The 22,566-nt window shown below is 35.4% G+C and carries 24 protein-coding genes and 1 pseudogene; 10 read left to right on the top strand and 15 right to left on the bottom strand.

What is annotated here, in order from left to right:
- Both ACGLXV_RS22045 and ACGLXV_RS22040 read right to left on the bottom strand, forming a co-directional pair.
- Positions 1 to 200 (bottom strand): annotated as a pseudogene (locus ACGLXV_RS22045) (hypothetical protein); the annotation flags it as partial.
- Positions 201 to 214: 14 nt separating this feature from the next.
- Positions 215 to 1,006 carry an endonuclease/exonuclease/phosphatase family protein gene (locus ACGLXV_RS22040; protein WP_391560303.1) on the bottom strand — a complete coding sequence of 264 codons (792 nt, stop codon included), beginning with the start codon at positions 1,004 to 1,006 and terminating at the stop codon, positions 215 to 217.
- Positions 1,007 to 1,254: 248 nt separating this feature from the next.
- Here ACGLXV_RS22040 and ACGLXV_RS22035 point away from each other — a divergent pair, with 248 nt between their 5' ends.
- Positions 1,255 to 2,127, top strand: a complete 873-nt coding sequence (locus ACGLXV_RS22035; RefSeq protein ID WP_391560306.1) for a YitT family protein — start codon at positions 1,255 to 1,257, stop codon at positions 2,125 to 2,127.
- A gap of 52 nt (positions 2,128 to 2,179) precedes the next feature.
- Here ACGLXV_RS22035 and ACGLXV_RS22030 read toward each other — a convergent pair whose 3' ends face one another.
- Positions 2,180 to 2,563 carry a DUF1398 family protein gene (locus ACGLXV_RS22030; protein ID WP_391560302.1) on the bottom strand — a complete coding sequence of 128 codons (384 nt, stop codon included), beginning with the start codon at positions 2,561 to 2,563 and terminating at the stop codon, positions 2,180 to 2,182.
- A 291-nt stretch (positions 2,564 to 2,854) separates the two neighbouring features.
- Between ACGLXV_RS22030 and ACGLXV_RS22025 the strand changes: the two genes are divergently transcribed.
- On the top strand, positions 2,855 to 3,850 hold the full coding sequence (locus tag ACGLXV_RS22025) for a DUF3231 family protein (protein WP_391560301.1): 996 nt from the start codon (positions 2,855 to 2,857) through the stop codon (positions 3,848 to 3,850).
- Positions 3,851 to 4,033: 183 nt separating this feature from the next.
- Here ACGLXV_RS22025 and ACGLXV_RS22020 read toward each other — a convergent pair whose 3' ends face one another.
- A complete protein-coding gene (locus ACGLXV_RS22020) occupies positions 4,034 to 4,381 on the bottom strand; it encodes a VOC family protein (protein ID WP_391560305.1) in 348 nt (115 codons plus the stop codon).
- A 269-nt stretch (positions 4,382 to 4,650) separates the two neighbouring features.
- Between ACGLXV_RS22020 and ACGLXV_RS22015 the strand changes: the two genes are divergently transcribed.
- On the top strand, positions 4,651 to 4,833 hold the full coding sequence (locus ACGLXV_RS22015; protein ID WP_391560300.1) for a hypothetical protein: 183 nt from the start codon (positions 4,651 to 4,653) through the stop codon (positions 4,831 to 4,833).
- 388 nt (positions 4,834 to 5,221) lie between these two features.
- On the opposite strand, the gene ACGLXV_RS22010 is transcribed toward ACGLXV_RS22015, so the two are convergent.
- A complete protein-coding gene (locus ACGLXV_RS22010; RefSeq protein WP_391560299.1) occupies positions 5,222 to 6,967 on the bottom strand; it encodes a GMC family oxidoreductase in 1,746 nt (581 codons plus the stop codon).
- 265 nt (positions 6,968 to 7,232) lie between these two features.
- A complete protein-coding gene (locus ACGLXV_RS22005; RefSeq protein ID WP_391560298.1) occupies positions 7,233 to 7,703 on the bottom strand; it encodes a hypothetical protein in 471 nt (156 codons plus the stop codon).
- A gap of 302 nt (positions 7,704 to 8,005) precedes the next feature.
- Between ACGLXV_RS22005 and ACGLXV_RS22000 the strand changes: the two genes are divergently transcribed.
- The 4 genes from ACGLXV_RS22000 (at position 8,006) to ACGLXV_RS21985 (ending at position 11,903) form a co-directional block, all read left to right on the top strand.
- Positions 8,006 to 8,941 (top strand): SGNH/GDSL hydrolase family protein, encoded by a 936-nt coding sequence (locus tag ACGLXV_RS22000; RefSeq protein WP_391560297.1) that lies wholly within the window; start codon positions 8,006 to 8,008, stop codon positions 8,939 to 8,941.
- Between the two features lie 12 nt (positions 8,942 to 8,953).
- Positions 8,954 to 9,565, top strand: a complete 612-nt coding sequence (locus ACGLXV_RS21995; RefSeq protein WP_391560296.1) for a YpmS family protein — start codon at positions 8,954 to 8,956, stop codon at positions 9,563 to 9,565.
- Positions 9,566 to 9,790: 225 nt separating this feature from the next.
- The gene (locus tag ACGLXV_RS21990) at positions 9,791 to 10,252 is read left to right on the top strand and encodes a hypothetical protein (RefSeq protein ID WP_391560295.1); all 462 of its coding nucleotides are present in this window, start codon (positions 9,791 to 9,793) and stop codon (positions 10,250 to 10,252) included.
- Between the two features lie 241 nt (positions 10,253 to 10,493).
- Positions 10,494 to 11,903: a phospholipase D-like domain-containing protein gene (locus ACGLXV_RS21985; protein WP_391560294.1), complete on the top strand. Its 1,410-nt coding sequence runs from the start codon at positions 10,494 to 10,496 to the stop codon at positions 11,901 to 11,903.
- Between the two features lie 92 nt (positions 11,904 to 11,995).
- Here the strand turns inward: ACGLXV_RS21985 and ACGLXV_RS21980 are convergent, their stop codons facing one another.
- The 8 genes from ACGLXV_RS21980 to ACGLXV_RS21945 form a co-directional block, all read right to left on the bottom strand.
- On the bottom strand, positions 11,996 to 12,502 hold the full coding sequence (locus ACGLXV_RS21980) for a hypothetical protein (RefSeq protein ID WP_391560293.1): 507 nt from the start codon (positions 12,500 to 12,502) through the stop codon (positions 11,996 to 11,998).
- Between the two features lie 98 nt (positions 12,503 to 12,600).
- Entirely contained in the window at positions 12,601 to 14,937 is a 2,337-nt protein-coding gene (helD, locus tag ACGLXV_RS21975; RefSeq protein ID WP_391560292.1) for an RNA polymerase recycling motor HelD, read from the bottom strand.
- A 223-nt stretch (positions 14,938 to 15,160) separates the two neighbouring features.
- Complete coding sequence (locus tag ACGLXV_RS21970) at positions 15,161 to 15,991, bottom strand: glycerophosphodiester phosphodiesterase (RefSeq protein WP_391560291.1); 831 nt, start codon at positions 15,989 to 15,991, stop codon at positions 15,161 to 15,163.
- A 416-nt stretch (positions 15,992 to 16,407) separates the two neighbouring features.
- Complete coding sequence (locus ACGLXV_RS21965; RefSeq protein WP_391560290.1) at positions 16,408 to 17,052, bottom strand: stage II sporulation protein M; 645 nt, start codon at positions 17,050 to 17,052, stop codon at positions 16,408 to 16,410.
- 1 nt (position 17,053) lies between these two features.
- On the bottom strand, positions 17,054 to 17,452 hold the full coding sequence (locus ACGLXV_RS21960) for a hypothetical protein (protein ID WP_391560289.1): 399 nt from the start codon (positions 17,450 to 17,452) through the stop codon (positions 17,054 to 17,056).
- A 1-nt stretch (position 17,453) separates the two neighbouring features.
- Positions 17,454 to 17,666, bottom strand: coding sequence for a helix-turn-helix transcriptional regulator (locus ACGLXV_RS21955; RefSeq protein WP_391560288.1), 213 nt, complete (start codon positions 17,664 to 17,666; stop codon positions 17,454 to 17,456).
- Between the two features lie 451 nt (positions 17,667 to 18,117).
- Positions 18,118 to 18,303, bottom strand: coding sequence for a DUF2187 family protein (locus ACGLXV_RS21950; RefSeq protein WP_391560287.1), 186 nt, complete (start codon positions 18,301 to 18,303; stop codon positions 18,118 to 18,120).
- 153 nt (positions 18,304 to 18,456) lie between these two features.
- Positions 18,457 to 18,867 (bottom strand): Lrp/AsnC family transcriptional regulator, encoded by a 411-nt coding sequence (locus ACGLXV_RS21945; protein WP_391560286.1) that lies wholly within the window; start codon positions 18,865 to 18,867, stop codon positions 18,457 to 18,459.
- 129 nt (positions 18,868 to 18,996) lie between these two features.
- Between ACGLXV_RS21945 and ACGLXV_RS21940 the strand changes: the two genes are divergently transcribed.
- From ACGLXV_RS21940 to ACGLXV_RS21930, 3 genes are all read left to right on the top strand, one after another.
- Positions 18,997 to 19,758 (top strand): MBL fold metallo-hydrolase, encoded by a 762-nt coding sequence (locus tag ACGLXV_RS21940; protein WP_391560285.1) that lies wholly within the window; start codon positions 18,997 to 18,999, stop codon positions 19,756 to 19,758.
- A gap of 504 nt (positions 19,759 to 20,262) precedes the next feature.
- Entirely contained in the window at positions 20,263 to 21,696 is a 1,434-nt protein-coding gene (locus ACGLXV_RS21935; RefSeq protein ID WP_391560284.1) for an MFS transporter, read from the top strand.
- Positions 21,697 to 21,769: 73 nt separating this feature from the next.
- Entirely contained in the window at positions 21,770 to 22,390 is a 621-nt protein-coding gene (locus ACGLXV_RS21930) for a nitrite reductase (protein ID WP_391560283.1), read from the top strand.
- A 90-nt stretch (positions 22,391 to 22,480) separates the two neighbouring features.
- Here ACGLXV_RS21930 and ACGLXV_RS21925 read toward each other — a convergent pair.
- Positions 22,481 to 22,566, bottom strand: an 86-nt coding sequence (locus ACGLXV_RS21925) for an IS3 family transposase (RefSeq protein ID WP_391560304.1), incomplete at its 5' end; no start/stop codon positions are given.

The raw sequence follows: 22,566 nt of genomic DNA, 5'->3' as shown, positions 1-22,566 counted from the left end.
GAATCTACTAGCAAAATAGAATCTACTAAATCTGATAATTCTAAACTAACCAGACCTGTACCACTACCATAATCTATTAATGACTTCGATTGACAATTTTGTAATTCGGTTTTTACTTCCTTAACAATTACTTTAGCTAATACTATTCTTTCTTCTGTATCATATCTTTTTGCCATCTCTTCAAAAACGTTATTTCCTATGTTCCACTCCCCTATCAAATCCAATTTAATTTTGTTTCTACTCCATAATGATCAGATACGACTGATTTATTTTTGTTGTTAAATATTACATTTGAGTACATCACTGGAACTTTGTGATTGGTGAGAATTAAGTCGATTCTTTTTTTCAAAACATTGCCTTCCCATCCAGCAATTTCACCTTCTACCGTAACACCCTCATCTTTATTCTCTGCAAGATCATAGGTGTCAATAATCCCATGACTTAGTAAATATTCATAGCCCTCCCCATCAACGAAGGCATCGTTATTGAAGTCACCCATAAAAAAAGCCACATTATCCATATTTGCATATTTAAGAAGGTTATCTGCCTGATCTTTGAAGGGTTCTTCTTCATCATGCCACCAACCCATATGACAAGAATAAAAAGAAAGTGGTTTATCATCGTATTGAATGGTTGCACCAACAATCTTTCTTGTCTTCCAATTAGTTGAATCCAAGCTATTTGAGGCATAGAAAGAATGTTCTTCTATCACAGGATGTTTTGTTATAATTGCCAAACCTTCTTCAAAGTTTTTATACAAATGGGAAAATCCCCAAACAAGTGAGTATTGATCTTCACCTAGTTTTTTTAGTTCGTTTATTAAGACTAAAGCAAAATTATCTTTTTTTATTTTCCCATAAACAACTTCTTCTTCGACCGTCTGGTTTACCTCCTGTAATGCAATTACATCATAGGAATTCTCTTTTATCGTTTCGACCAAATGCATGATTTTCTCGTATTGATTATCTTCCTGCCAAGAATGACAATTTAGCGTTAATAATTTCATAGCTTTATCCCTCAACATAATTTATTTGCTGTTGAACTTAATTTTCACGAACTTTTTACCCAAAAGTCCAACTGTTCCTTCAAGCATGCTATAACACAACTTATTAAATATATTTAATAAGTTCCTATATTAAATAACATCATACATTAATTCATGCTAGTAAGCTAATTCTTAAGGTGACTCAGGAATAATTAATCCACGGTTTTATGGTAAACTTATATAACAAATGTCTTAAAGTGAGGAATATGATGAAATCAATGGAAAAACAGAAGATGTTCAAATTAAAAAAGGTATTACAGGCACTAATGGTCATACTCGGAGGATTAATCGCGGCATATGGATTAGAAGCCGTATTGATTCCAAACAGTGTATCAGATGGAGGAGTGACGGGCGTTAGTATTGTTGGTTCACAACTTTTCGGTTTACCACTAGGTGTACTAATTGCCGTCCTGAACATCCCGTTTGTCTGGTTAGGTTATAAGCAAATCGGAAAAAGCTTTGCCTTATTATCTATTTTAGGAATTGCATCTCTTGCCGTTGGTACCATTTTTATGCATCACACCCCAGCTATAATTGAGGGAGATACCTTGTTAGTAACGGTTGTTGGTGGAATTATTCTTGGATTTGGTATGGGACTAGCCCTACGAAATGGTGGTGCATTAGATGGAATTGATATGCTTGCGGTACTACTTTCACGAAAATTGCCATTTGGAACGAGTGACCTCATTCTATTCTTAAACATTTTTGTGTTTATTTTTGTTTCAACGGTATTTGGGTTACAAGGGGCATTCCTTTCGGCCATTGCTTATTACATAGCATCTAAAGTGATTCATATTGTTGAGGAAGGTTTAAGTGGTTCTAAAACCTTTCAAATTATTACAACCCAACCTGAAATCATAATCGAGACCATTCGTGACCGTTTGGGTCGAGGTGCGACATACAAAGAAGCTTACGGTGGATTTTCGAACGAAAAATTCAAAGAAATCACCTGTGTGATTAATCGCTTAGAAGAAACGAAGCTAAAGGAAATTATTAATGAAATCGATGAAAATGCCTTTGTGACTGTTTATGACGTTGCTGAAGTGAAGGGCGGAAATTTTAGAAAGCATAATATTCATTAGATAATATAACAAGAACGAGTGACCGTTTAGTAGGGAACTCGTTCTTGTTTTGTTAAACTTTAAGCTGTTCTTCCAATTTTTCTTCTCTGATACCAATATATATAACTTTTTTCTCACGTATGTACACACGATAGGTTACAATTCCAGCCCCGGCCATCTCTTTTAAGAAATCTAAAAAAGGGAGAGAGATGTTAGCGATTGCCTCAAGTGCCTTATTTCTATTAAATTCATCTGAAATAACCAAGCTTACTTGGGAATCTGTTTTAAACTCCGAATGCCCCCCTCTATATGTGGCTTGACCCGTAGCAACCTCTATCTCGTATTCATTTATGCCTTGTTGGGACAATTCTTCTAAAAATTGGGGAAAGTTTATTTCACCGTTACTTCTTCTGCGGATTATTTCTTGAAATTCACTTTCTGTTAATTCGCCCTTCATACCATACCTCCAATTAGAATGTATTCTTAAATATCCTTATTAATTATCATTTTCTCACCCCTTATATTTAAAGATGTATATTCTCCACATGGCCTCTTTAATATGCAAAGGCTCAAGCCTTTTTTATAAAGAATTTATCTTCGTCTTTTTGAAAAGCAATAACTATCTAATGAAAAACCTTAACTGCCCCACTAGTACAAACAGAAATTCTTCATATTTACCTGTATACTTCTTTACCAAAACAAAAAAGATAAGTTAAGAATGTCAAATGAAAGAGTTGGAGGGATTTATTTGGGTATTTTCGATAAAGCAAAGCCCAACGATTTAACCGCTGCGGAAGTATCCGCTCTCTGGCTTCAGTATACGGGCGATAGTATGGGGATATGTGTTTACAAATATTTTCTTAATATTGTTGAAAACCAAGAGATTAAACCCATTTTAGAATTCGCATTACAGTTATCTGAGAGCCATGTAACGAAAATCACGGAATTCTTAAAAGGTGCTAATTTCCAAATACCATTAGGATTTACAGAGAATGACGTGAATGTGAATGCCCCTCGTCTGTTTTCAGATCAGTTTTTACTTTTCTACTCCTATATTATGACCATCCATGGGTTAACCGCTTATAGCTTAGCTATTACAAACACGGAAAGAGAAGACATTCAAAATTATTTTTTTGAATGTCTGGTATCAACCAAAGAGTTGTTCCAAAAAATATCAAAATTGGCTAAAAACCAACCAAAATATAAAAGTGTCCCCTCCATTCCTTCACCTCAAGGAGTTAAGTTTATGGAATCACCAGGGATTATTTCAAATTTAATTGGAGACAAAAGACCATTGAATAGTTCAGAAATCAGCTCTCTTTTCTTTAATTCAACGAAAACTGGATTTACCAGGTCTTTAAGTGTGGCTTTCAGTCAAGTGGCGGTGCGAGAAGATGTTCGTAATTTAATGTTAAAATACGTTAAATTAGCAGGGAAAGATGCTGACAGCTTTGACGTAATATTACAACAGGATCATTTACCCATACCTGAGAATTGGGATGCTGAGATAACAGACTCTACGGTAAGCCCGTTTTCTGACAAGTTGATTATGTTTCACGCATCATTTTTAGTAAATGCGGCTCTTACCTATTATGGTGCATCATTAGGTTCCAGCTTCCGTTCGGATATAATCGTAAACTATTCCAAAGTATTTACTCACGCTATGGAAGCTGGTGCGTTATCTTTCAATCTTATGGTTAAACATGGTTGGTTAGAAAAACAACCAGAAACCCTTGACAGATAATCTTTTACACAACCTCCAGAGAAATGAGACTGTAAATTAGACATTGTATTCTTTACATTCATAGGTTTGGCTGTTGCCTTTTTCAACAAATGCCACTTAGTATATTTCCACAATAGATAAATACAAAATCCTTACTCCGGCATAGAAGTAAGGATTTTATACTGATTCAAGAATCGCACCCGTTTATCTCTCCCATAGCTCAATCAGTCTACCTTCAGGATCTTCAATCCAAATAAACTTTCCAAATTCACTAATCTCTTTTGCCTTCACAAGAGGTACACCAATTTCTTCAAGGTGCTTAATCGTTTCATCTAGGTTATGAACTTGGAAATTTAACATCACTTGCTGTTCTGTTGGGAAATAATTGTCATCTTCAGCAAAGAAAGAAAAGATCGTTTCATTTCCTGAATGAGGTTGAATAATCGTTCCATTCCAATTTTCTATATTAAGCTTCAATACTTTACTGTACCATTTTTTTATAGCCTCTAGATTTTTAGTTCTCCAAAATACTCCCCCGATACCTTTTATCATCATAATAAACCCCCTTCTCTTCTCTAATTCCATTATATCTGTTGGATATGCCCTTGCACTAAATTCAAGGGGAAGAATAATCGTCTCCACGTATTTTTGCAACCGTCACCGTATCAGAAGAAAATTTTTTCATAAAGAAAATATAAGCAGCAGATGTTGTTTGAATGCGCAGTATCGTTGTACTTTGAAATGACTCAATATACTATGAATTTTTTTTTGAAACTTTCTAATTATTTGACTCGTAAGTAAATTAGAAAGGAGTAATGATTATGGACCCAGCTAAAAAGTGTTCAAACTGTGGCAAAACTTCATTTGCTCAAGGAAGTGATTACATAAATTTAAGGCCCTTAGGTAAAAAACTTACAATTGGCTCTGAAAAGGTTTATACATTCTGTTTAGCCTGCGGGGAAGTACATTCTATCAAAATTCTAAATCCAGAAAAATTAACTTAAGAACGTCTTAGTCTTAGTGCCTTTTTTTAGGTACTATTCTTTTTGTCACATTATTGGTCTACAGTAAATAATGACAGTCTTTTTTATCCCACAATACTACCCCTTTACTACAAAAGAAAAAGCGATCTCCCTTATGGAAAAAATCGGCCCCTTTAGTCCATTTTTTCACAATCGATGTATTGCTGAATAAACCTCTATATTCGTCAGTTAATTCGTATAGTATTCCATTGATTACTTCTCCCCCTTAAACATTTCCAATAAATTGTATATTTCAACTACCAGTTTGTTTTTTCCTTCTTGTTAAGCTAACCGCCCCTATTGAAACTAATCAGGGCATCATCCTTGTTAGATAAATGCCCCTGATCCCTGAATAAGAAGTTGATATACTTTAATCCTCTGATTCACATTCTTCAAAGTCCTCAAAGTTATCTTCATCCACCTTGTGTGGGTCAGGATTATTCTGAATAAACCGTACGGCATTTAACCCTATCATTTGAGCAGGAATGGAGGTGTTGCCATCTGGTAAAATGGGAGCAATTGAAAGATCTGCAACTTTCAGATTTTTGACTCCATGTACATTTAGAAATTCGTCAACTACTCCTTCTTGTATATCCTTCCCCATTTTACATTGTCCTCCATAATGGTCGAGATTCGTATAAGTAGCTCTGGCATAATCTGATAGTAAATTTCGCTTTTCTTGTTCATCATCTGTATGAAATACGTTTTCAGGAGGGTATACGACCTTATAAATGCCACCCGGGTCTTTCTCACGAGCTTTCTTTATAATATTGAATGTTTCAATATACTGATCGACGACGAAATTTAAGTCATCTGTATTTCCTAACGAGTTAAATTCAATCGATGGATAAGCTTCAGGATCACTATGTGCTGCCAAAATCGTTCCTCTGCTTTTGGGATTAAGGTCAATGATTCCAATACTCATGATATTAGTAGGTTGTAAAGGGTTAAATTGCCAACGATTAGCAAACACTTCTTGAATTGGCACGAAAGCTGGAACGGGTTCCCCTAATAATTGAAGACGGCGACCTGATCCATCTCCCTTTTTAAAGGCTCCTAGTGCCAGTGGAGTAGGGTCAGAAGTTATCAACTGTGAAAGTCGGGTTGTTTCTACTTCAATTCCCATTCCAACAAGATATTGAGTTTGGAAATTGTGTCCCACATGGGGGCTTTCTATCAGAGGCGTTATTCCTGCATTAACTAAATCTGTTGCTCTCCCAATTCCAGACCGTTGCAAGATGACGGAAGAAAAAATGCCCGCGCAAACGATGACTCCTTTTCGAGCAAACGATCTTTCTGTCACACCCTCTCTAACAAATTCAACACCAACTGCAGTATGAATCCCTTTTTTTGAATGGAATAGAATTTTATTTACCGTTGTTTTTGCAAATATGATTAACTTCCTTTTCCCAATACCAAACTCATCTGGATGAAACTCATCCCCTTGTGAAACAATATTTGCATTTAAATACCCAGTAGCAGTAGATGAGCGGACAAACATACCGTTCACTTCTTGTTGAGTCGTTTGTCCTTTTAAAAAGGTACAATCTCTTATTCCAGTATTATAATCCTTCACTATTGGAATCCCCAGAACCTCTGAAGTAGCCTCCACGAGAGCTGGTATTAACCGACTATTCGCTGTATTTTGTTGTCTAACAAAAATGGGGCCATCTGTTCCCCGTTCGTTTGGACTTTCTGTATCACCAGTATAGGTTTCATTTTTTATAAATAATGAACGTATCTGGTCATAACTCCATGAATCACCGACAAGTCTTGCCCACTCATCATAAAGTTCACTGCTTCCACGTACAGCAGCCATAAAATTATGATGTGAACTTCCTCCAATTACTCTTCCATTCCTTAACCTAAGTTGACGTCCGATCTTTTCCTCCGTTCTCGTTAACATATTAAATGACAGCCTATTATCATTCGCTCGAAGATCTGCTGTTACGATAGATGGGCTAGTATTCTCCATATTTGTTCCCACTTCAACGACAAGGACGGAAGTTCGTTTGTCATCCGTTAATTCTTTGGCAATTACTCCACCCGCCGTTCCAGCACCAATGACAATATAATCAACCTGATTATCTCTTTTTTTCTTTTTATCTTTTGACAAAGTTTCATCATCTCCTTTTATTCTATTAGATGAAACTTGTTTAATAATGGTAAGGGCATGTACACTCGGCAGAAAATCTATTTTCTTCCATTAAAATGCTTCTTTAGGATAATAAAAAGTGCTGCATCAGATCAGCACTTAAAAGAAATTCTTATATCACTCATGTCTCAAAAAATGTTCACTATCTACACTTTATTTGAATCAAGGTCAACAAAATGGTGCGTTACCCACCCTTGGATCAACGCACCACTTTTAGGTCAATATGTTATTTTACTAATTGTTTTGAAAGTAACTTTACATACCAAGGAAAGAAGAATGTAAAAATGATAAAATACACCGGTATTCCATACCATGTATTCCAACTGTTATTTTTCATATATCCGAACAGAACTAAACCAAACTCTAAGACAAAACTTAATAAGGTAAAAATAAAGACAAAAATCCATTTCTTTTGAGGTTTATAAAAATTAACATAGATGGTGGCAATGCTCGCAGGGACAACGCCAATTAATAAAGCATCAGTTAGCTCAATTGATATTTTTTTTGCTAGATCAAATAAGTTAAACGTGGACATGGATAACGTATCAAAGGTCCACGTCAATCCAGCTGAAAAAACAAAAGTAATAAATATGCCTACCCATGTTAAGTTTTTTTTAGGCATGCTTAGTACAAATAATATCGATATGATCACTAAACTCCAGACATACCATTCACCTTCATACTTCATAAATTCCATTAAAATCACCTGATTATTTTTATTTTAAAGAAATATAGCTTATATGTAATTCATCTTTATTTTATTTTGAATTAATTAGTTGAAAAATATACTAATCCTACATCAATTAACCTCTCATGAGTTTCACTAAGGATATTAGTGAATATCGTGGTAATAAGAATTTTTGAATGTTTACATCCCTTACAGAAGTGTTAAATATATATCATTCTCTTATTTTACTAGTCAACGAATGGTAAAATGACTTGTTGGCTTATTAAAATGCAGAAGACACCGATATTAATATAAATGGTGGTGAGAATTACTTGAAGAAAAAGAAGGTTTGGCTCAGTACTTCTAGTGTTATTTTTGCATGTTTCCTTCTTTATTTATTTCTTCCGTCTTTTAGTAAACTGAAGGAAGAACCTGTGAGTGTTACATCAAATGTTAGCGAAGAAGAGAATCTTTCTGTTGATACTACAGCGGAGGCAGAAGAGCAACAAGAAGCAGCAACTGACATTGATGATAAACCCGTAGCAGAGACGGTAAAAGAGAAAGTCAGAGAAATGATAGAAGGTGCAATTACTTTTTTTAGTCAGGATAAAAAAATGGTTTCTATTGGTGATTCACTAACTGAGGGCGTCGGAGATGAAACAGAGAGTGGCGGTTATGTTGGAATTTTAAACCACACATTCGAAGATAATCATATGAATATTTCTATTGAAAACTTCGGAAAAAGAGGAAATCGAACGGATCAATTGTTAGCAAGGTTGGAAAATGAAGAGATTTCATCAGCTATAAAGGATGCTGATATCGTTTTAATCACAATCGGAGCAAATGATATTATGAAAGTTGTTAGAAATAATTATACAAACCTTAATATAGAGCCCTTTCAAGAAGAAAAAATTAAATATATTGAGAGATTAACTGCTATTTTTTATAAAATAAATGAATTAAATCCAGATACTCAAATCTATTTGATTGGATTTTATAATCCATTTGAGCGTTACTTTGGTGATATCGAGCAGCTAGACATGATTCTTAATGATTGGAATCAAGCAGGTGAAACAGTTACAGAAGAGTTTGAGAATGTATACTATATTCCTACAGAAGACTTATTCTCTAATTCTACCATCAACCTATTAGCTGAGGATAATTTTCACCCAAATACGAGTGGGTATAAATTAATGGCACAGCGCGTTCTTGAGTATTTAAGTAAATATGATGAAGAAACCGAGTTACCACGTGAGGATATCGAATAGAAGGTGAAATTGATGAAAATACAAATAAAAACAAAACCTTCATGGAAACAATTATTTATAGGTATAGTTGGAGTGAATGTATGCTTTGTTTTACTTTTCTTTATTTTTTTACTGTGGCCCATATCAGATACAGAAATACCTAGTAAAGAATTAATTGAAGAGGAACCCGGGGCCGAATTTACGATTACTTCAAGTAAGCAAAATTTGAATGAACTGGTCAATCAATATGTAGATCATTTCATGAAGGATAAAAATGATAAATTTGCAGTCAAATTTGATGAAAATGTTCAATTGTATGGGTCAATTGAAGCCTTTCAGACCGATATACCGATATCAATCACATTAGAACCCTCGGTACAAGAAAACGGAGACCTTGTGTTGTATGCATCGGATATGTCACTTGGATTATTGGCATTGCCAGAAAAGAAGATCCTTGAATACGTAAAGAAAGAATTAAATACACCTGAATGGGTTGAAATTGATCCTAAAAATCAACTTATCTATATTGGCGTAACACAAATGGAAGTGAAAAGTAACTTTAAAGTAAAGGTACAAAGTTTTAATTTAAAAAATGATCATATTACGTTCGAAATTAAGGTACCGAATAAAACATTAGGTTTATAGATTGAACAAAAGCAATGTCTAAGTTGACATTGCTTTTTTGCTTATGAAAAGTCCGTACAAATGAGTATTATCGATCTTTGCTTTAAGAATGTTATTAGGCTCCTTTTCTTTCTCTACAGTCACTTTGGTTATTTTAGAATGATTAATTTAATAAAAGGCAAAATAACAAAGTACGCATTTGATTAGTATGCATGCAAATATTTTTCCAAACTAGGAGGCATTCAAATGAAAGAAAAGTGGAAAATGTATTTGTTGCTCATATTACCTTGGTTTTCTGTAGTAAAGTTAGGTAAATCTTCTTTTTTCCGTTTCCTTCCTACTATTATCTTTAGTGACTTAGTAATTGCACTAATAAGTGAGTTATCCCGGGAGTTAAAATGGTGGAAAGTAAAAAACCCTATTATTCCAAAATTAGCAACAGATATATCATTTGTTTTTGGGCCATTTACAATCCTAAACTTTTGGATCTTCAAATTAACGTATAAAAGATTTTGGTTATATCTAACCACCAATGTGTTTGCTGACTATTTATTTGCTTACCCATTAACTACCCTAGCAGAAAAGTTCAGAGTATATAAAATGGTAAGAATGAGCCGAAAGCAATTATTCCTTTTAAGCATTGCAGTAGCAATACTTAACTATTTATATCAATCCTTATTTGTTGAACCTTTTAGAAGGAAACAGTAGGCTTAAGAACCCTTGTTTAGTTGTTGTACAAACCAGGGTTCTTTTATTGTCTCAACTACATAAGGGCCAATCCTTATTTTACAAACCTACCCTGTTGTTTTATAAGAGCTTGGCTTTTTTTCATATCTACTACAAGTTATTTCATATTGTAAAAAATGTTGAACAAACTATTAACAATTATTATGTCTTTACAAATGTTAGAAAGGAGGTTCATTCATTAAAAAAAGTTAGGAGTGCGGTTATGATTATTCTCATCTTTTATCTACTGTATATTACCATTTTCGCCGTTGTTATTTTTAAAGATAAACATCCACAGGTTAGTAGCGCCTACAAGGAACAGAATAAAGTGGAAAGATTCTATGGAAATGAGGCATCCCAGGATCGTGTGATTCTGGTTGAAGAAAAAATGTTTTCTGGGGTTGCCCGTGTGAACTTAATGGAAAATGCACAGGAGTCTATTGATGTTGCCTATTATGCAATTAGTAAAGGATATATTACCGATTTAATATTCGGAATGATTTTGGATGCGGCCGATCGTGGCGTAAAGGTAAGAATCCTTTTGGATGGAATATTCCATGGTCTTAGATTTGGCCTAAAAGATCTTCAATATGCCTTAATCAATCATCCAAATATCGATGTTAGATTTTATGAACCTTTTAATCCTTTCCTACCTTGGACATGGAATAATCGGCTTCATGATAAAATACTTGTGATCGACAATAAGTATGCACTGATCGGCGGCAGAAATATTGGGAACCGTTATTTTATTGAAGAAGGAAAAAAATCTTCTACGAATGACCGAGATGTTCTGATCATTAATACGGATCCCCAGACAAAGGAAGGCAGTGTTTTGAATCAAATGGAAGGATATTTTAATGAAGTCTGGGACCATCCCATTACAAAGGTTCCTATTCATAAGCTATCCTCACGCCAACAAAAGAAAGCAAAAGAAGCCACTCATCAATTAAAACAGAAACTAGAGAATTTGAGAAAAACGGATCAAAAAATATTTAATACTTATTATGATTGGGTGAACATGTCCCTTCCTACTAAAAAAGTCACCTTTATTCATAACCCTATACAACGATTTAATAAAGAACCTTGGGCATGGTATGACTTAACGAATCTTATGAAGAATTCGAAAAAGTCCTTAATTATCCAAAGTCCGTATGTTATTCCGACTAAACCTATGCGCACCTTTATGGGTCCGTTACATGTACCTCCCGAAAAGACAACAATATTAACAAACTCCAAAGCATCGACAGCCAATGTGGTGGCCTATTCAGGACATATGAAGCATATCAACTGGATGGTAAAAAAAGGGGTTAATGTATTGGAATATCAAGGACCTGATTCTATACATGCCAAAACATTTATCTTTGATGATCGATTGAGTGCCATTGGTGCATTTAATGTGGATTCCAGGTCGGCGTTTTTAAATACCGAGTCCATGGTCGTTATTGATAGTGTGGAATTTACCAAAGATCTCGAAAAGGAAATGGACCAATACTTTAAGAAGAGCTTAAAGGTAGCAAATGATGAATCGTATTTAGAGGATCCCAACTTAAAACCAGGTAAAGTAAGTTGGTTTAAGTCAGTCAGTATAAAAGGGCTATCTTATGTAACGGGTTTATTTCAGCATTTATTATAAGACTCCGCTACAATAACAATGACAAGTTCCCAACATAAAAAAGCTGACTTTCAATTAAGAATGTCAGCTTTTTACGTTTGTGACGTTAGGTACTACGTGAATTGATTTTCATTTTGTTTTATTATTACTCTCTCAACTAGATATTGGTACCAATAAATAATGATGGCTAAGAAAACACTAATACTGAAAAAATGGATGGGTCGCAACTTCTTAAATTCAAATACTCCTACTTTAGTGAAAAATTTAACTAGAGGGAACGAGAGAAGATAGTCAAGTACAATATTTAATGATAAATACTTGATAAAGCTACCGTATGTTAATCTAAACACCCATATAGTTGTAATGAAAAATAAGCCTAACAAATAAGAAAAGTCTACTGCTGTATAATGAAATATCGGATTTTTAACTTTCCAAAGTTTTTTCCTATCTGCTACTACACTAAACAGACTTATAACCAAATTAACAAAAGTCGTTGCTGGAAGGAACCGTATAAATGATTTCTTTTCTAGAAGAGGAACTGTTAACCAAGGAACAATTAAAATACATAATGACAACAATTTTCTTTTATCAAGCACGGCAGCAATCACTCTTCCTTCCAAAAAGGAATACTCCTCTTTTACATATTCGAATTTAGGGTGTGCGTTTTTTAGAGTTTTTATTAAAAAATTCACTAAGGAAAGTATCACTCAAATTAAAATCATACTTGGATGAAACCCTCCCGCAATACATTTCGTAAAAACGGACTCGGTTCGCCTACGCTGTAAAGCTGTAAATAATGCATAGCTCTGGTGCAGGCCGTGTAGAAAACTCTGCGCAGGCTCTCATCACCGTATACATGCTCCGATGCATCATAAATAATGACGGCATCGAATTCGATCCCCTTTGACAAATATGATGGCACTACAACTACTCCTTGCTCATATTCAAGCGAACTGCTCTGTAAGAGTTTAATACCATCGATGCTGGACAGGGATTCATAGGCACTTATACTTTCCTCAGCAGATTTGCATATGATCGCAATACTATTTAGCCCTAGACCTTGTAAATCTGCGACTTTGGAGGCAATACAGCTGTGCAGTTCTGCGTGGTCGGACAATTGTTTCAGCAATGGTTGTTCCCCTTCGCGTTCAAAAGGGATAATCCTTTCGCCGTTAGGAACAAGTCTTCGAGTAAATTCAATGATCGGCTTAGTAGATCGGTAACTCCGCGCGATATTGATCACTTCCGTTTCATCCGGTCCGTACAGGCTAGTAAGTGTGTTGAAATTAACCATTTCGCTAGCATGGGCGAATATCGCCTGATTAAAGTCGCCGAGCACGGTCATCCTTGCCGCAGGAAACAAACGTCTCAAAAACTCAAATTGAAACGGGGAATAATCCTGCGCCTCATCCACAACAAGTTGTTTGATCGAACTGTTCGTCTGAAAGCCGTGAATCAGCTCTTTCAAAAGTAAAAACGGAGTAGCATCCTCATAAAATAGTTTATTTTCATCTAGCATTTCCAGCGTCGCTCGACAAATAGCCTCCCACCCCGCTGGAGTCTCCCCTTCTATCCATCCTTCGATCTTCAGGGGATCAGCAAAAAGCTGTTTGTACATTCCCTTTAAGTCTACGAAACGAAACGCTCGGACTCGTTTTCGTAACGGCTTCAATTTCTGGTGAACAATCAATCGGGCAAGTGCTTCCGGCTCCATCTCATAGTCGGCAATCTCTTCTCTTTTAAAACCTCTTTTTTCCGCTAAGTAGCGATGTGCCTTATGGTAATCGTCGTTGCTTAGCAGCTCGATTTCCTCCTGAACCCATGGCTTCGTACGTTCAACCTTTTGAACCTCATTTATTTTCTTAATGAGCCAATCCTTCAACCTTTCAAGTCTGTTATGGAAGCGAAGTGAAGTGTCATGACTGTAAAACCTTTCTGTTATTTGTTGTGCAGTAACGATTGGTTTCCCTCTGAAGGTAATGTCCTTAAATACCATTCCTGAACCTTCTAGTGACTGTCTGTATGATTGAATCGCCTCAAAAAATCGGGTAGATGCTTTGAATTGGATACTCGCAACCCTTGACCTGTACGAAGGAGTATTCGCCGCTGTTAAAACATATTCCAGTTGCTCAAATGGATTTTCAACATGAAATTCTTTACTCAGGCGATGGTCCAGATATTCTTGGAATGTGACCTGTTGCATATTCTCTTCGCCGAGTTCCGGCAACACATTCGACACATAACTATTAAACATGGAATTAGGCGAAAAAAGAATGATTTGATCAGCATTCAGACGATCTCGATATTTGTAGAGCAAATAAGCAATTCGTTGCATAGCCGCCGATGTCTTTCCACTGCCTGCTGCACCGTGAACAATGAGCAGCCTCCCATGATCATGACGGATGATCTGGTTTTGCTCCTGTTGAATGGTCGCTACTATATTGTGCATCTGCTTGTCGGTCCCTTTGCCCAGAACCTGCTGTAAAATCTCGTCTCCAATGGTGAGACTCGTATCGAACATAGATTGAAGAACGCCGCCGCGGATAAGATATTGCCACTTTTTCTCCAATAAGCCTTGGATTGTACCTCCGGGTGTTACATACTGGGCCGAACCAGGCTGGTAATCGTAATAAACACTCGAGACAGGAGCCCTCCAGTCATAGATCAGGAAATTTTCTCCACTAGTATCACTAAGCGAGGAAATACCAATATAAATTTGTTCCTGATTCGAATTCCCTTCTTCGATAAAATCAATCCGACCAAAATAGGGTACCTCCTGCATTCGGCGCAGTGTGGATAAACGCTTGGATGCATGTCTATGGGTGCTCATGTTTACGGACAAAGCTTGAGCCTCTTGCCGTAAGCCGATAATGGTCTCAAGGTAATCATCAAAGGTATCCGTACTCACCTTGACTTCATCCCAAAAGTGCTTGCGAATCTGAACCACTTCGTTCCTACTCCTGGCAGCTTCTTCTTCCACTCTGTTGATTTCCTCCGTAATTGTCTCCATTACACGATCTACTCGTTTTTGCTCCCGCTGAAGTTCCCAATTCATACCAACACTCCTTAAAAAATTTTATAAAAAGGTTGACTAACGTACCGATTACACCGTATAATTAAGATAGGGATAATATACTAAAAATCAATTATACGATGTGTATCTATATAAATTTACCACAATATCATATGTTTTTCAATGGTACATTCAATATGAAAAAGAGTAGTATTTAACGTTTTCTACGTAAATACTACTCTTTTTATTTTCAACATCACAAAAATTAGTTTCTAGGGTCTACATAATCCGGATAATCTGTAATGATGGCATCAACCTTCATTTCGAATAGAAAGTCTGCTGCTTCTTGACTACGTACGGTCCATGATCCAATTTTCATACCAAGAGAGTGAACTTGATTCACTAATTCTTCTGTCACAATTCCATAGCTTGGGTTAAACCAATCCGCATAGGTTGAAAATTCTTGCAAAGCTTCCGGTGTTGTATGGGCACGGTTAGAAGTTAATACGCCAATCGGAACTAGCGGAAGAAGCTCGTTCGTCGTCTTCATTGATTCAAAGTTAAAAGATTGAATAATGATTTTTTCATTTTGTGGTTTATCGAGATTTCGTTCTTTTAATGCTTCTGCCACTTGTTTTTCAATCCCTGGGTAAAGTTCTGGAGCCTTTAATTCTATTAAGATTCCAACCTTGCCCCGGTAACGATCAAGAATCTCTTCAAATGTTGGGATCGGTTCTCCTTCATATTGTTCCCCTTTCCAACTACCTGCATCCAGACTTCTAAGCTGTTCGAATGTTAATTCCCCTACTTTTCCTGTTCCATCTGTTGTACGATCCACAGTTGTATCGTGAATTAAGACCAATTCACCATCTTTACTTCTTTGAACATCGATTTCAATATAATCGGCTTTCATATTAACTGCTAGATCAAAAGCAGCAATCGTATTTTCAGGCGCATAAGCTGTTGCACCACGGTGTGCTACATTATCCACTTGTTTTCTTTCCCCTACTGTTGGCTCTTCTGCAAATGCCTGACTCAGCGGGCTGAATAACAACGAAAAGGCCACGCCTGTACCTATTAATAATTTTTTACTCATGTTCTCCATCTCCTATCTAATATTGAATTCAAATATATTCTAGAAAATGGATGTTGAACTAGTGTGTAGATATATTTATAGCTTTATAAAGAATGCGTTAACAAATTTCGGTCTTTTTCCTTACGTTTTTTTACAAATCTACTAATGGGATAATAGAGTAGAAATACTTTACTCATTCATTTTACCTACAAATTCAAATAGAAGCCTCTCGATTGATTGAGGCTTCTTCCACTTCAGTAGTAATCTTTTCTTTAAGTAATGCCCCTATAGTTTAAGTGTAACGCTTCACAAATTAACACTAGCTAACAAAAAAAGTGATACCTTATTTCATTAGTAAGATAATTTCAATAAAAATAAAACATTAATTCTTATTGGATAAATGCTTCCGATAGTTACTGTTTAGAATATATATCTAACTATAAAAAGGTTTCAGATAATCGAGAAGTAATAAACCCTTCTATAAATGCTGCTATGAACAATAATGGGATAACAACTAATATGTAACTTCTTAAAGATTGCTTCAATAGTTTCCCTAATGGTTCAAGTTCTTTCTTTTTACGAAAGAATATTTTTGTTAAGATATATCGATTAATAAAGTTTCCTATTGATACGCTGTAAACAAATGCACTAAGTTCAATGAGGGCGTGAGGTAAAAAACTAAAAATAAATGCATTGATCACATTGTGTCCCATTGCATATAGTCCCCCAAATACCACACCAATCATAATAAATTGTAAAGCCGTAAAAAAGGATGGCAATCGATACAAAGGGATTAATCCTAATAATATTACAATTGTCCCTATTTTGAGGTTGTTCCAAAAAATCACTAGGAACGTTTGTATATCTGATAGTTCATTTAATTCTGTGCCAGATATTTCAGCTATATCGTTAGCCATACTCTCAGCAATTGCTTCTGTTTGTTTTATGAAAAAATCAGCCATAGAAAAAGACGATGTGAAACAAATGAGTAAAATAATAATTGAAAAAATAAATGTCCAACAAAAACTTTTTTGATAACTCTTCTTGTAAATCTCATACTCTTTCAAATAAACTTTGTTCATCTTAATCCTCGGATTCTACTTGATTATTTAAGTAATCTCGTATCATCCATTTTAAGAGCAAACTAATTAAGATAATATACCCAATCAACTTCGGATACGTAATGGAGATCATAGAGTTTTGAATAAATAACGTGCCAATAAGTAAAACGAGAATAGTAAACCAATAAATGAGATTTCCTGCAAATAAGGCATTGCCCCGTGTACGTTGGTCATGCTGAAGATTGATTTTATTCCAATTACCTTTTCTATGAATATCTAGACCAAATAAAATCACTTGAATTGTTGCTAAAATTGCAATGATTAATGTTAATTTAGAATGTGAAATGAAGAAATAGCTAATAAACAAAAAAACTGGAATCCCCATACGCAAAATAAAATTTGATCGAAACAATAGATTCATTTTATTCTTCTCCTTCAATATAAAATAATTTTTCAAGCGGACATTCTAAAACAGTTGCTAATTTAATAGCAGTACCAATAGCTGGTTCATATCGTTGTTTTTCAATCGCTATAATCGTTTGTCTTGTAACAGAGATACTTTCAGCTAATTGGTTCTGTGTTAAGCCCTTTTCTTTCCTAAATTCTTTTACTGAATTTCGTACCCCATGTTTCATGAATTACATCCTTCCTAAAATGTAACGTATACATTACATAATCTAATAATATAAAGTTTAAAATGTAATGTCAACATTACATTTTATTTTTTCCAATTTTGGTTATTTTTTACTAACTCAAAATACTCCATCCTTTTAGTGAACAAAAAAAGTCCTTTAATTCAACATAATTTTCAGGAGCTACTGGAGCTTGTATAGAAGTATCTCCACTATCTTTTTTATCAGTTTCTATTTGATTCATATCTTTTTATGCTCATTATTTTCCCCATTAGAGCTACTTTTACTGCTTTCTTTATTTTTACTATGTCCCAAGCATATTAGAAGTTCCCCATTCAGGAAGAAATCCTTCTTCCATAAACCTGCCCTTTTGTCCAATAAGAAAATATCCTTCTAATAAAAAAGCGATCCTCCATTATTGAAGAATCGCACCCGTTACTTTGAGTATATTTTTTCACAAAGCTTCATTAGTAATTTTATAATTTTTATGATTGACTATGGTTGTAAGTGGTTGGTTTTTTTCTTTATTGTATCCGTACTCAACAATAACAGAATTTTCTCTTACAACCGTAACATTTCCTTTATAACTTTGCCCTTCACGCTTAAATAATATATTGTCCCCGATTTTAGCAGTTGCCATTTTATCACCCCGATCTTATTATTTTCAGCAAGGATAAAAAAATGCAGGAACAATTAAAATACAAACTGTAGTTTTGCGAAAAAAAAGGTGCCAGTTTACAGGAACCCCTTTGTTAAACAATAGCCCCCGTTAGTTTTTTCACAAAGTTATGCACTATTTATTAATAACAATTGATAATTTATAACTCACATAATTACTCAATTCCGACAAGAATTCATCTAATATTTCATTGGATGGAAATTTACATTCGAGAAGATAACAACTTTCCCCACTGACTTTGTAGTTGTTAATGACGTATTGAGCTTGTTGTTTTATGAACGACAAATACGGTTGATGATTCGTGCTTCTTGAAAAAATATGTATAATGGCGTGAACAAGATACCCCATTTTTATTTGATTCACATTAATGGTGTACCCTTCAATAATCCCACTATCCTCTAATTTCGCCACTCTAGCTGAAGTAGCAGGTCCAGTTAAATGAACTTTCTCACCTAACTCTTTCATCGTTATCCGACTGTTCTTGGATAGTTCATCTAGGATAAGCCGATCCGTGTTATCTAACATTTATCTAACTCCTTTCATAAATAAAGTCAAACCGACAAAAGACTTTATTTAATCTATGTATCGACATTGGTCCATAGTATAGACTATACATTGTTCAAAAGAAAATTCAAAAAAAAGGAGTTAACTCATATGAATATACAACAAATTCGTAACGCCACTCTTGTAGTTGAATACGCAGGAAAAAGATTTTTAGTTGATCCAATGTTAGCAGATAAGGGAACTTACCCTCCTTTCCCAAATTCACCTAGACAAGATCAGAATAATCCATTGGTAAGCTTACAAACATCAATTGAAGAAGTAATTAAAGATATTGATGCAGTTATCGTTACTCACCTTCATTACGATCATTGGGATGAAGCTGCTGCGAAGGCTTTACCAAAAGATATAAAACTCTTTACTCAAAATGATGAAGATGCGACAGAAATCCGTAATGCTGGGTTTACTAATGTAGAAGTACTACAAGAGAACACAGTTTTCGAAGGTATTCAATTAGTAAAAACAAAAGGTGAGCACGGAAGAGGAGAAATCTTAAAGCTTGCTGGTCTAGTATGTGGCGTTATATTTAAACATGCAACTGAAAAGACACTATACGTTGCTGGAGACACTGTATGGTATGAAGAAGTTCAAAATGTAATTGAGGCAAATAAACCAGAAGTTATTGTTGTAAATGCTGGGGATAACCAATTCTTCCAAGGTGGTTCTCTAGTCATGGGCAAAGATGATGTCTATGAAGTGCACAAAGCTGCTCCTAAAGCTAAAGTTATTTGTGTTCACATGGAAGCTGTTAACCACTGGGGATTGTCTAGAGAAGATTTAAAGAGCTTTATTAACGATAAAGAGATGTCTTCTAACGTTTTAGTACCAGCTGATGGAGAATCCTACTCATTTTAGAGTAATAACGGCCATATTTCTTAATTATCTGCGGCAAGTTTAATATGTTCCTTTATTTATATTTTCTTAATATCAATTAAATTGCTCTGATTAATAAATCAGGGCTTTTATATTTGTAGTACAAATATAAGGCTTTTTATAAACTCGTTGACATACTATAGGGGGGTATAGTAAAATGTTGTTTGTGAGGAGATAATATGGTTCATGATTGTCCCCTTCCTGAAGGAAGAAATAGTCACATATATAAGTTCATTTAGGAATTGGCAGAGTTGATGTTGAATACGATTTTTCTGCGAAGAATCTGGTTACAAAGTGGAATAGGAAAAAATGTTTGCATAATAATCTTAATGTTTTGAGGATATATTTACCCTCCTTGATGTATTAACAGAGGGGTTATTTTATAAACAACAAAATTTAAATATAAGACAAAAGTTATTTTTTTAAACAGAAATATACTATACGTGGGTATTCTATATTCCAGTATGGATTGGAGGAGATTGTTTTATGTCGACGGGTTCACAGACACTTACACAAGCAGATCCTAAGCGTTGGAAAGCACTTGCTTTGTTAGGTTTTGCAAATTTCATGGTTATGATGGATAGTGCCATTATTCAAGTTGCCCTTCCATCTATCAAAGAAACTCTAGGTTATTCACAAGAAAATTTACAATGGGTAATGACTGCTTTTCTTATATTCTTTGGTGGTCTTCTGTTATTAGGAGGAAGGTTGAGCGATTTATTTGGGCATCGTCGCATTTTTATGTGGGGATTTTCAATCTTAACCTTGGCTTCACTTATTGCAGGATTGGCTTGGGACGATGTAGTGCTTAACATCGCACGGGCAGTTCAAGGTGCTGGTTCTGCATTGATTGCACCTGCAGCTCTTTCTATTGTCATGATTCTGTTTGCTGCGAACCCGAAAGAACTAAGTAAAGCTCTTGCTTTATGGGGACTCTCAGGGGCAGCGGGTGGTTCAATTGGTATCGTTCTCGGTGGTATCCTTACAGAATTTTTAAGTTGGAGATGGGCGTTGTTAATCTATGTTCCTATCGGTATTTTCATTTTGCTCTTGTCGCCAGGACTATTACAAAAAGGAAAGCGTATGAGTGGACGCATTGACTATTCTGGAGCCATCTCCGTTACAACTGCTTTAGTTTTATTGGTTTATGGTGTCGCAAACGCAGAGCACAGTGGTTGGGGGTCATCATCAACAGTATGGTCATTGTCCGTTGGAGCTTTGTTGTTTATCATTTTTATTATAATCCAGGTTATGAAAAAAGAACCACTTGTTCCACTTCGTATATTTAAGACTCGAAACTTGTCTATCGGTAATGTTTCGCTCGTCTTGTTATCAATCGCATGGGTTCCGATTATTTATTTCCTTGTATTGTATTTACAACAGGTATTGAAATTTGCTCCTTTCTCTGCAGCAATGGCTTTATTACCTGCACCAATACTAATGGCAGTATTCGTTGTTGCCGTAGCTGGAAAGGCAATGGAGAAATTCGGATTGAAGATTACTATGGTTGTCGGGTTCCTTATACTCAGCAGTTCGGGACTATTGTTCTTCCTTAACACATCAGTAAATGGAAACTATTGGACAAGTGTACTATTGGCTTTATTATTAGCAGCTCTGGGCAATGCCCTTGCTTATCTGCCAGCTACCACAGCTGCAGTATCTAATGCTAAACCAGAAGAGTCAGGCCTTGCATCTGGGTTGTATAACACTACTTACCAGATTGGCTCAGCATTGGGACTAGCCATCATGGTTGCAATTGCTGGGGCGACAACTGCCTCTAGTGACGCAAGAGACCCAATTGTCGCTTTAAACGAAGGTTTTCAACAAGCATTTTTATGGTCTGGTATAGCTGCGTTTATAGGTGTTGTATTATCGTTCCTGTTTGTCCGTTCACAAAAACAAGAAGAATCAAACGATTAGTCCCACGTTGATGTAATTAGCTTTGTGTATCCAAGGGTCATGTTGTAATTAAAAAGAACAGGGAGAAATTAATATGGGGAATGAAGTTAAAAAGATTAAGATCGCCGTAAATGGAGGAATAGGTTTTGGGGCAAAACTTAACTATAATCAGCTTTTGACAATTTCTAAATATATGAGTGAAAATGAGGAACTTGAATTAACCACATTTCAGCAACTCTATATAGAAATACCTGAAGATAAACAAACAGAAATCACGGAAGAGTTCAAAAGTGTAGGATTGGAATGTTATCCAGTTGGAAACTTCGTAAAGAGTTTAAGAACCTGCAATTTTTGTAAAGGTGAAGAAGAGGAAGGAATGCCAGTTGCGAAAGAATTAAATCGCCGTATCGCTGGTAAACCCGTCCCCTTCACCCTTAAGGTTGCATATAAAGGGTGTTCTGTTGGTTGCGGAGAACCAATGTTAAGCGATATAGGTATTTTGAAAGTTAAAGATCACTACAACATTTATGTTGGGGGGAAAGCCAAAGGGAAAGATGCAGTAGTAGGGTCTTTATTGATGGAGCATCTATCACCAAATGAGTTGTACTATGCAGTAGAAAAGATAATTGATTTATATACACAAATGGGTAAGAAACGTGAGACATTTTATAAATTTTTGACACGGATAGGTAGCGACCAATTAAAAAGCCAATGAAAATTTCAATATTTTTGTTTGTTCTTTTTTTATAATTAAACTGGCTTGACGTTTTAATCTGTACCCCTTGTAAAGGACATTTTAAAAAAGCTAGGCTACTTTAAGAAGATGATCTCTGTATTCGACAGGGGTCATCTTTTTCATATTCCATTGATATCTGTTGTGATTATAGTAGT

Origin of the sequence: Robertmurraya sp. (assembly GCF_036676585.1) — a bacterium.
Classification (GTDB): Bacteria; Bacillota; Bacilli; order Bacillales; family Cytobacillaceae; genus Robertmurraya_A.
This window is presented reverse-complemented; position numbering and strand designations above follow the sequence as displayed.

Coding starts and splice junctions, on each gene's coding strand:
- ACGLXV_RS22040 (WP_391560303.1), bottom strand. CDS start 1,006: ATGAAATTATTAACGCTAAATTGTCATTCTTGGCAGGAAGATAATCAA.
- ACGLXV_RS22035 (WP_391560306.1), top strand. CDS start 1,255: ATGAAATCAATGGAAAAACAGAAGATGTTCAAATTAAAAAAGGTATTA.
- ACGLXV_RS22030 (WP_391560302.1), bottom strand. CDS start 2,563: ATGAAGGGCGAATTAACAGAAAGTGAATTTCAAGAAATAATCCGCAGA.
- ACGLXV_RS22020 (WP_391560305.1), bottom strand. CDS start 4,381: ATGATAAAAGGTATCGGGGGAGTATTTTGGAGAACTAAAAATCTAGAG.
- ACGLXV_RS22015 (WP_391560300.1), top strand. CDS start 4,651: ATGGACCCAGCTAAAAAGTGTTCAAACTGTGGCAAAACTTCATTTGCT.
- ACGLXV_RS22005 (WP_391560298.1), bottom strand. CDS start 7,703: ATGGAATTTATGAAGTATGAAGGTGAATGGTATGTCTGGAGTTTAGTG.
- ACGLXV_RS21995 (WP_391560296.1), top strand. CDS start 8,954: ATGAAAATACAAATAAAAACAAAACCTTCATGGAAACAATTATTTATA.
- ACGLXV_RS21990 (WP_391560295.1), top strand. CDS start 9,791: ATGAAAGAAAAGTGGAAAATGTATTTGTTGCTCATATTACCTTGGTTT.
- ACGLXV_RS21985 (WP_391560294.1), top strand. CDS start 10,494: ATGATTATTCTCATCTTTTATCTACTGTATATTACCATTTTCGCCGTT.
- helD (WP_391560292.1), bottom strand. CDS start 14,937: ATGAATTGGGAACTTCAGCGGGAGCAAAAACGAGTAGATCGTGTAATG.
- ACGLXV_RS21970 (WP_391560291.1), bottom strand. CDS start 15,991: ATGAGTAAAAAATTATTAATAGGTACAGGCGTGGCCTTTTCGTTGTTA.
- ACGLXV_RS21965 (WP_391560290.1), bottom strand. CDS start 17,052: ATGAACAAAGTTTATTTGAAAGAGTATGAGATTTACAAGAAGAGTTAT.
- ACGLXV_RS21960 (WP_391560289.1), bottom strand. CDS start 17,452: ATGAATCTATTGTTTCGATCAAATTTTATTTTGCGTATGGGGATTCCA.
- ACGLXV_RS21955 (WP_391560288.1), bottom strand. CDS start 17,666: ATGAAACATGGGGTACGAAATTCAGTAAAAGAATTTAGGAAAGAAAAG.
- ACGLXV_RS21950 (WP_391560287.1), bottom strand. CDS start 18,303: ATGGCAACTGCTAAAATCGGGGACAATATATTATTTAAGCGTGAAGGG.
- ACGLXV_RS21945 (WP_391560286.1), bottom strand. CDS start 18,867: ATGTTAGATAACACGGATCGGCTTATCCTAGATGAACTATCCAAGAAC.
- ACGLXV_RS21940 (WP_391560285.1), top strand. CDS start 18,997: ATGAATATACAACAAATTCGTAACGCCACTCTTGTAGTTGAATACGCA.
- ACGLXV_RS21935 (WP_391560284.1), top strand. CDS start 20,263: ATGTCGACGGGTTCACAGACACTTACACAAGCAGATCCTAAGCGTTGG.
- ACGLXV_RS21930 (WP_391560283.1), top strand. CDS start 21,770: ATGGGGAATGAAGTTAAAAAGATTAAGATCGCCGTAAATGGAGGAATA.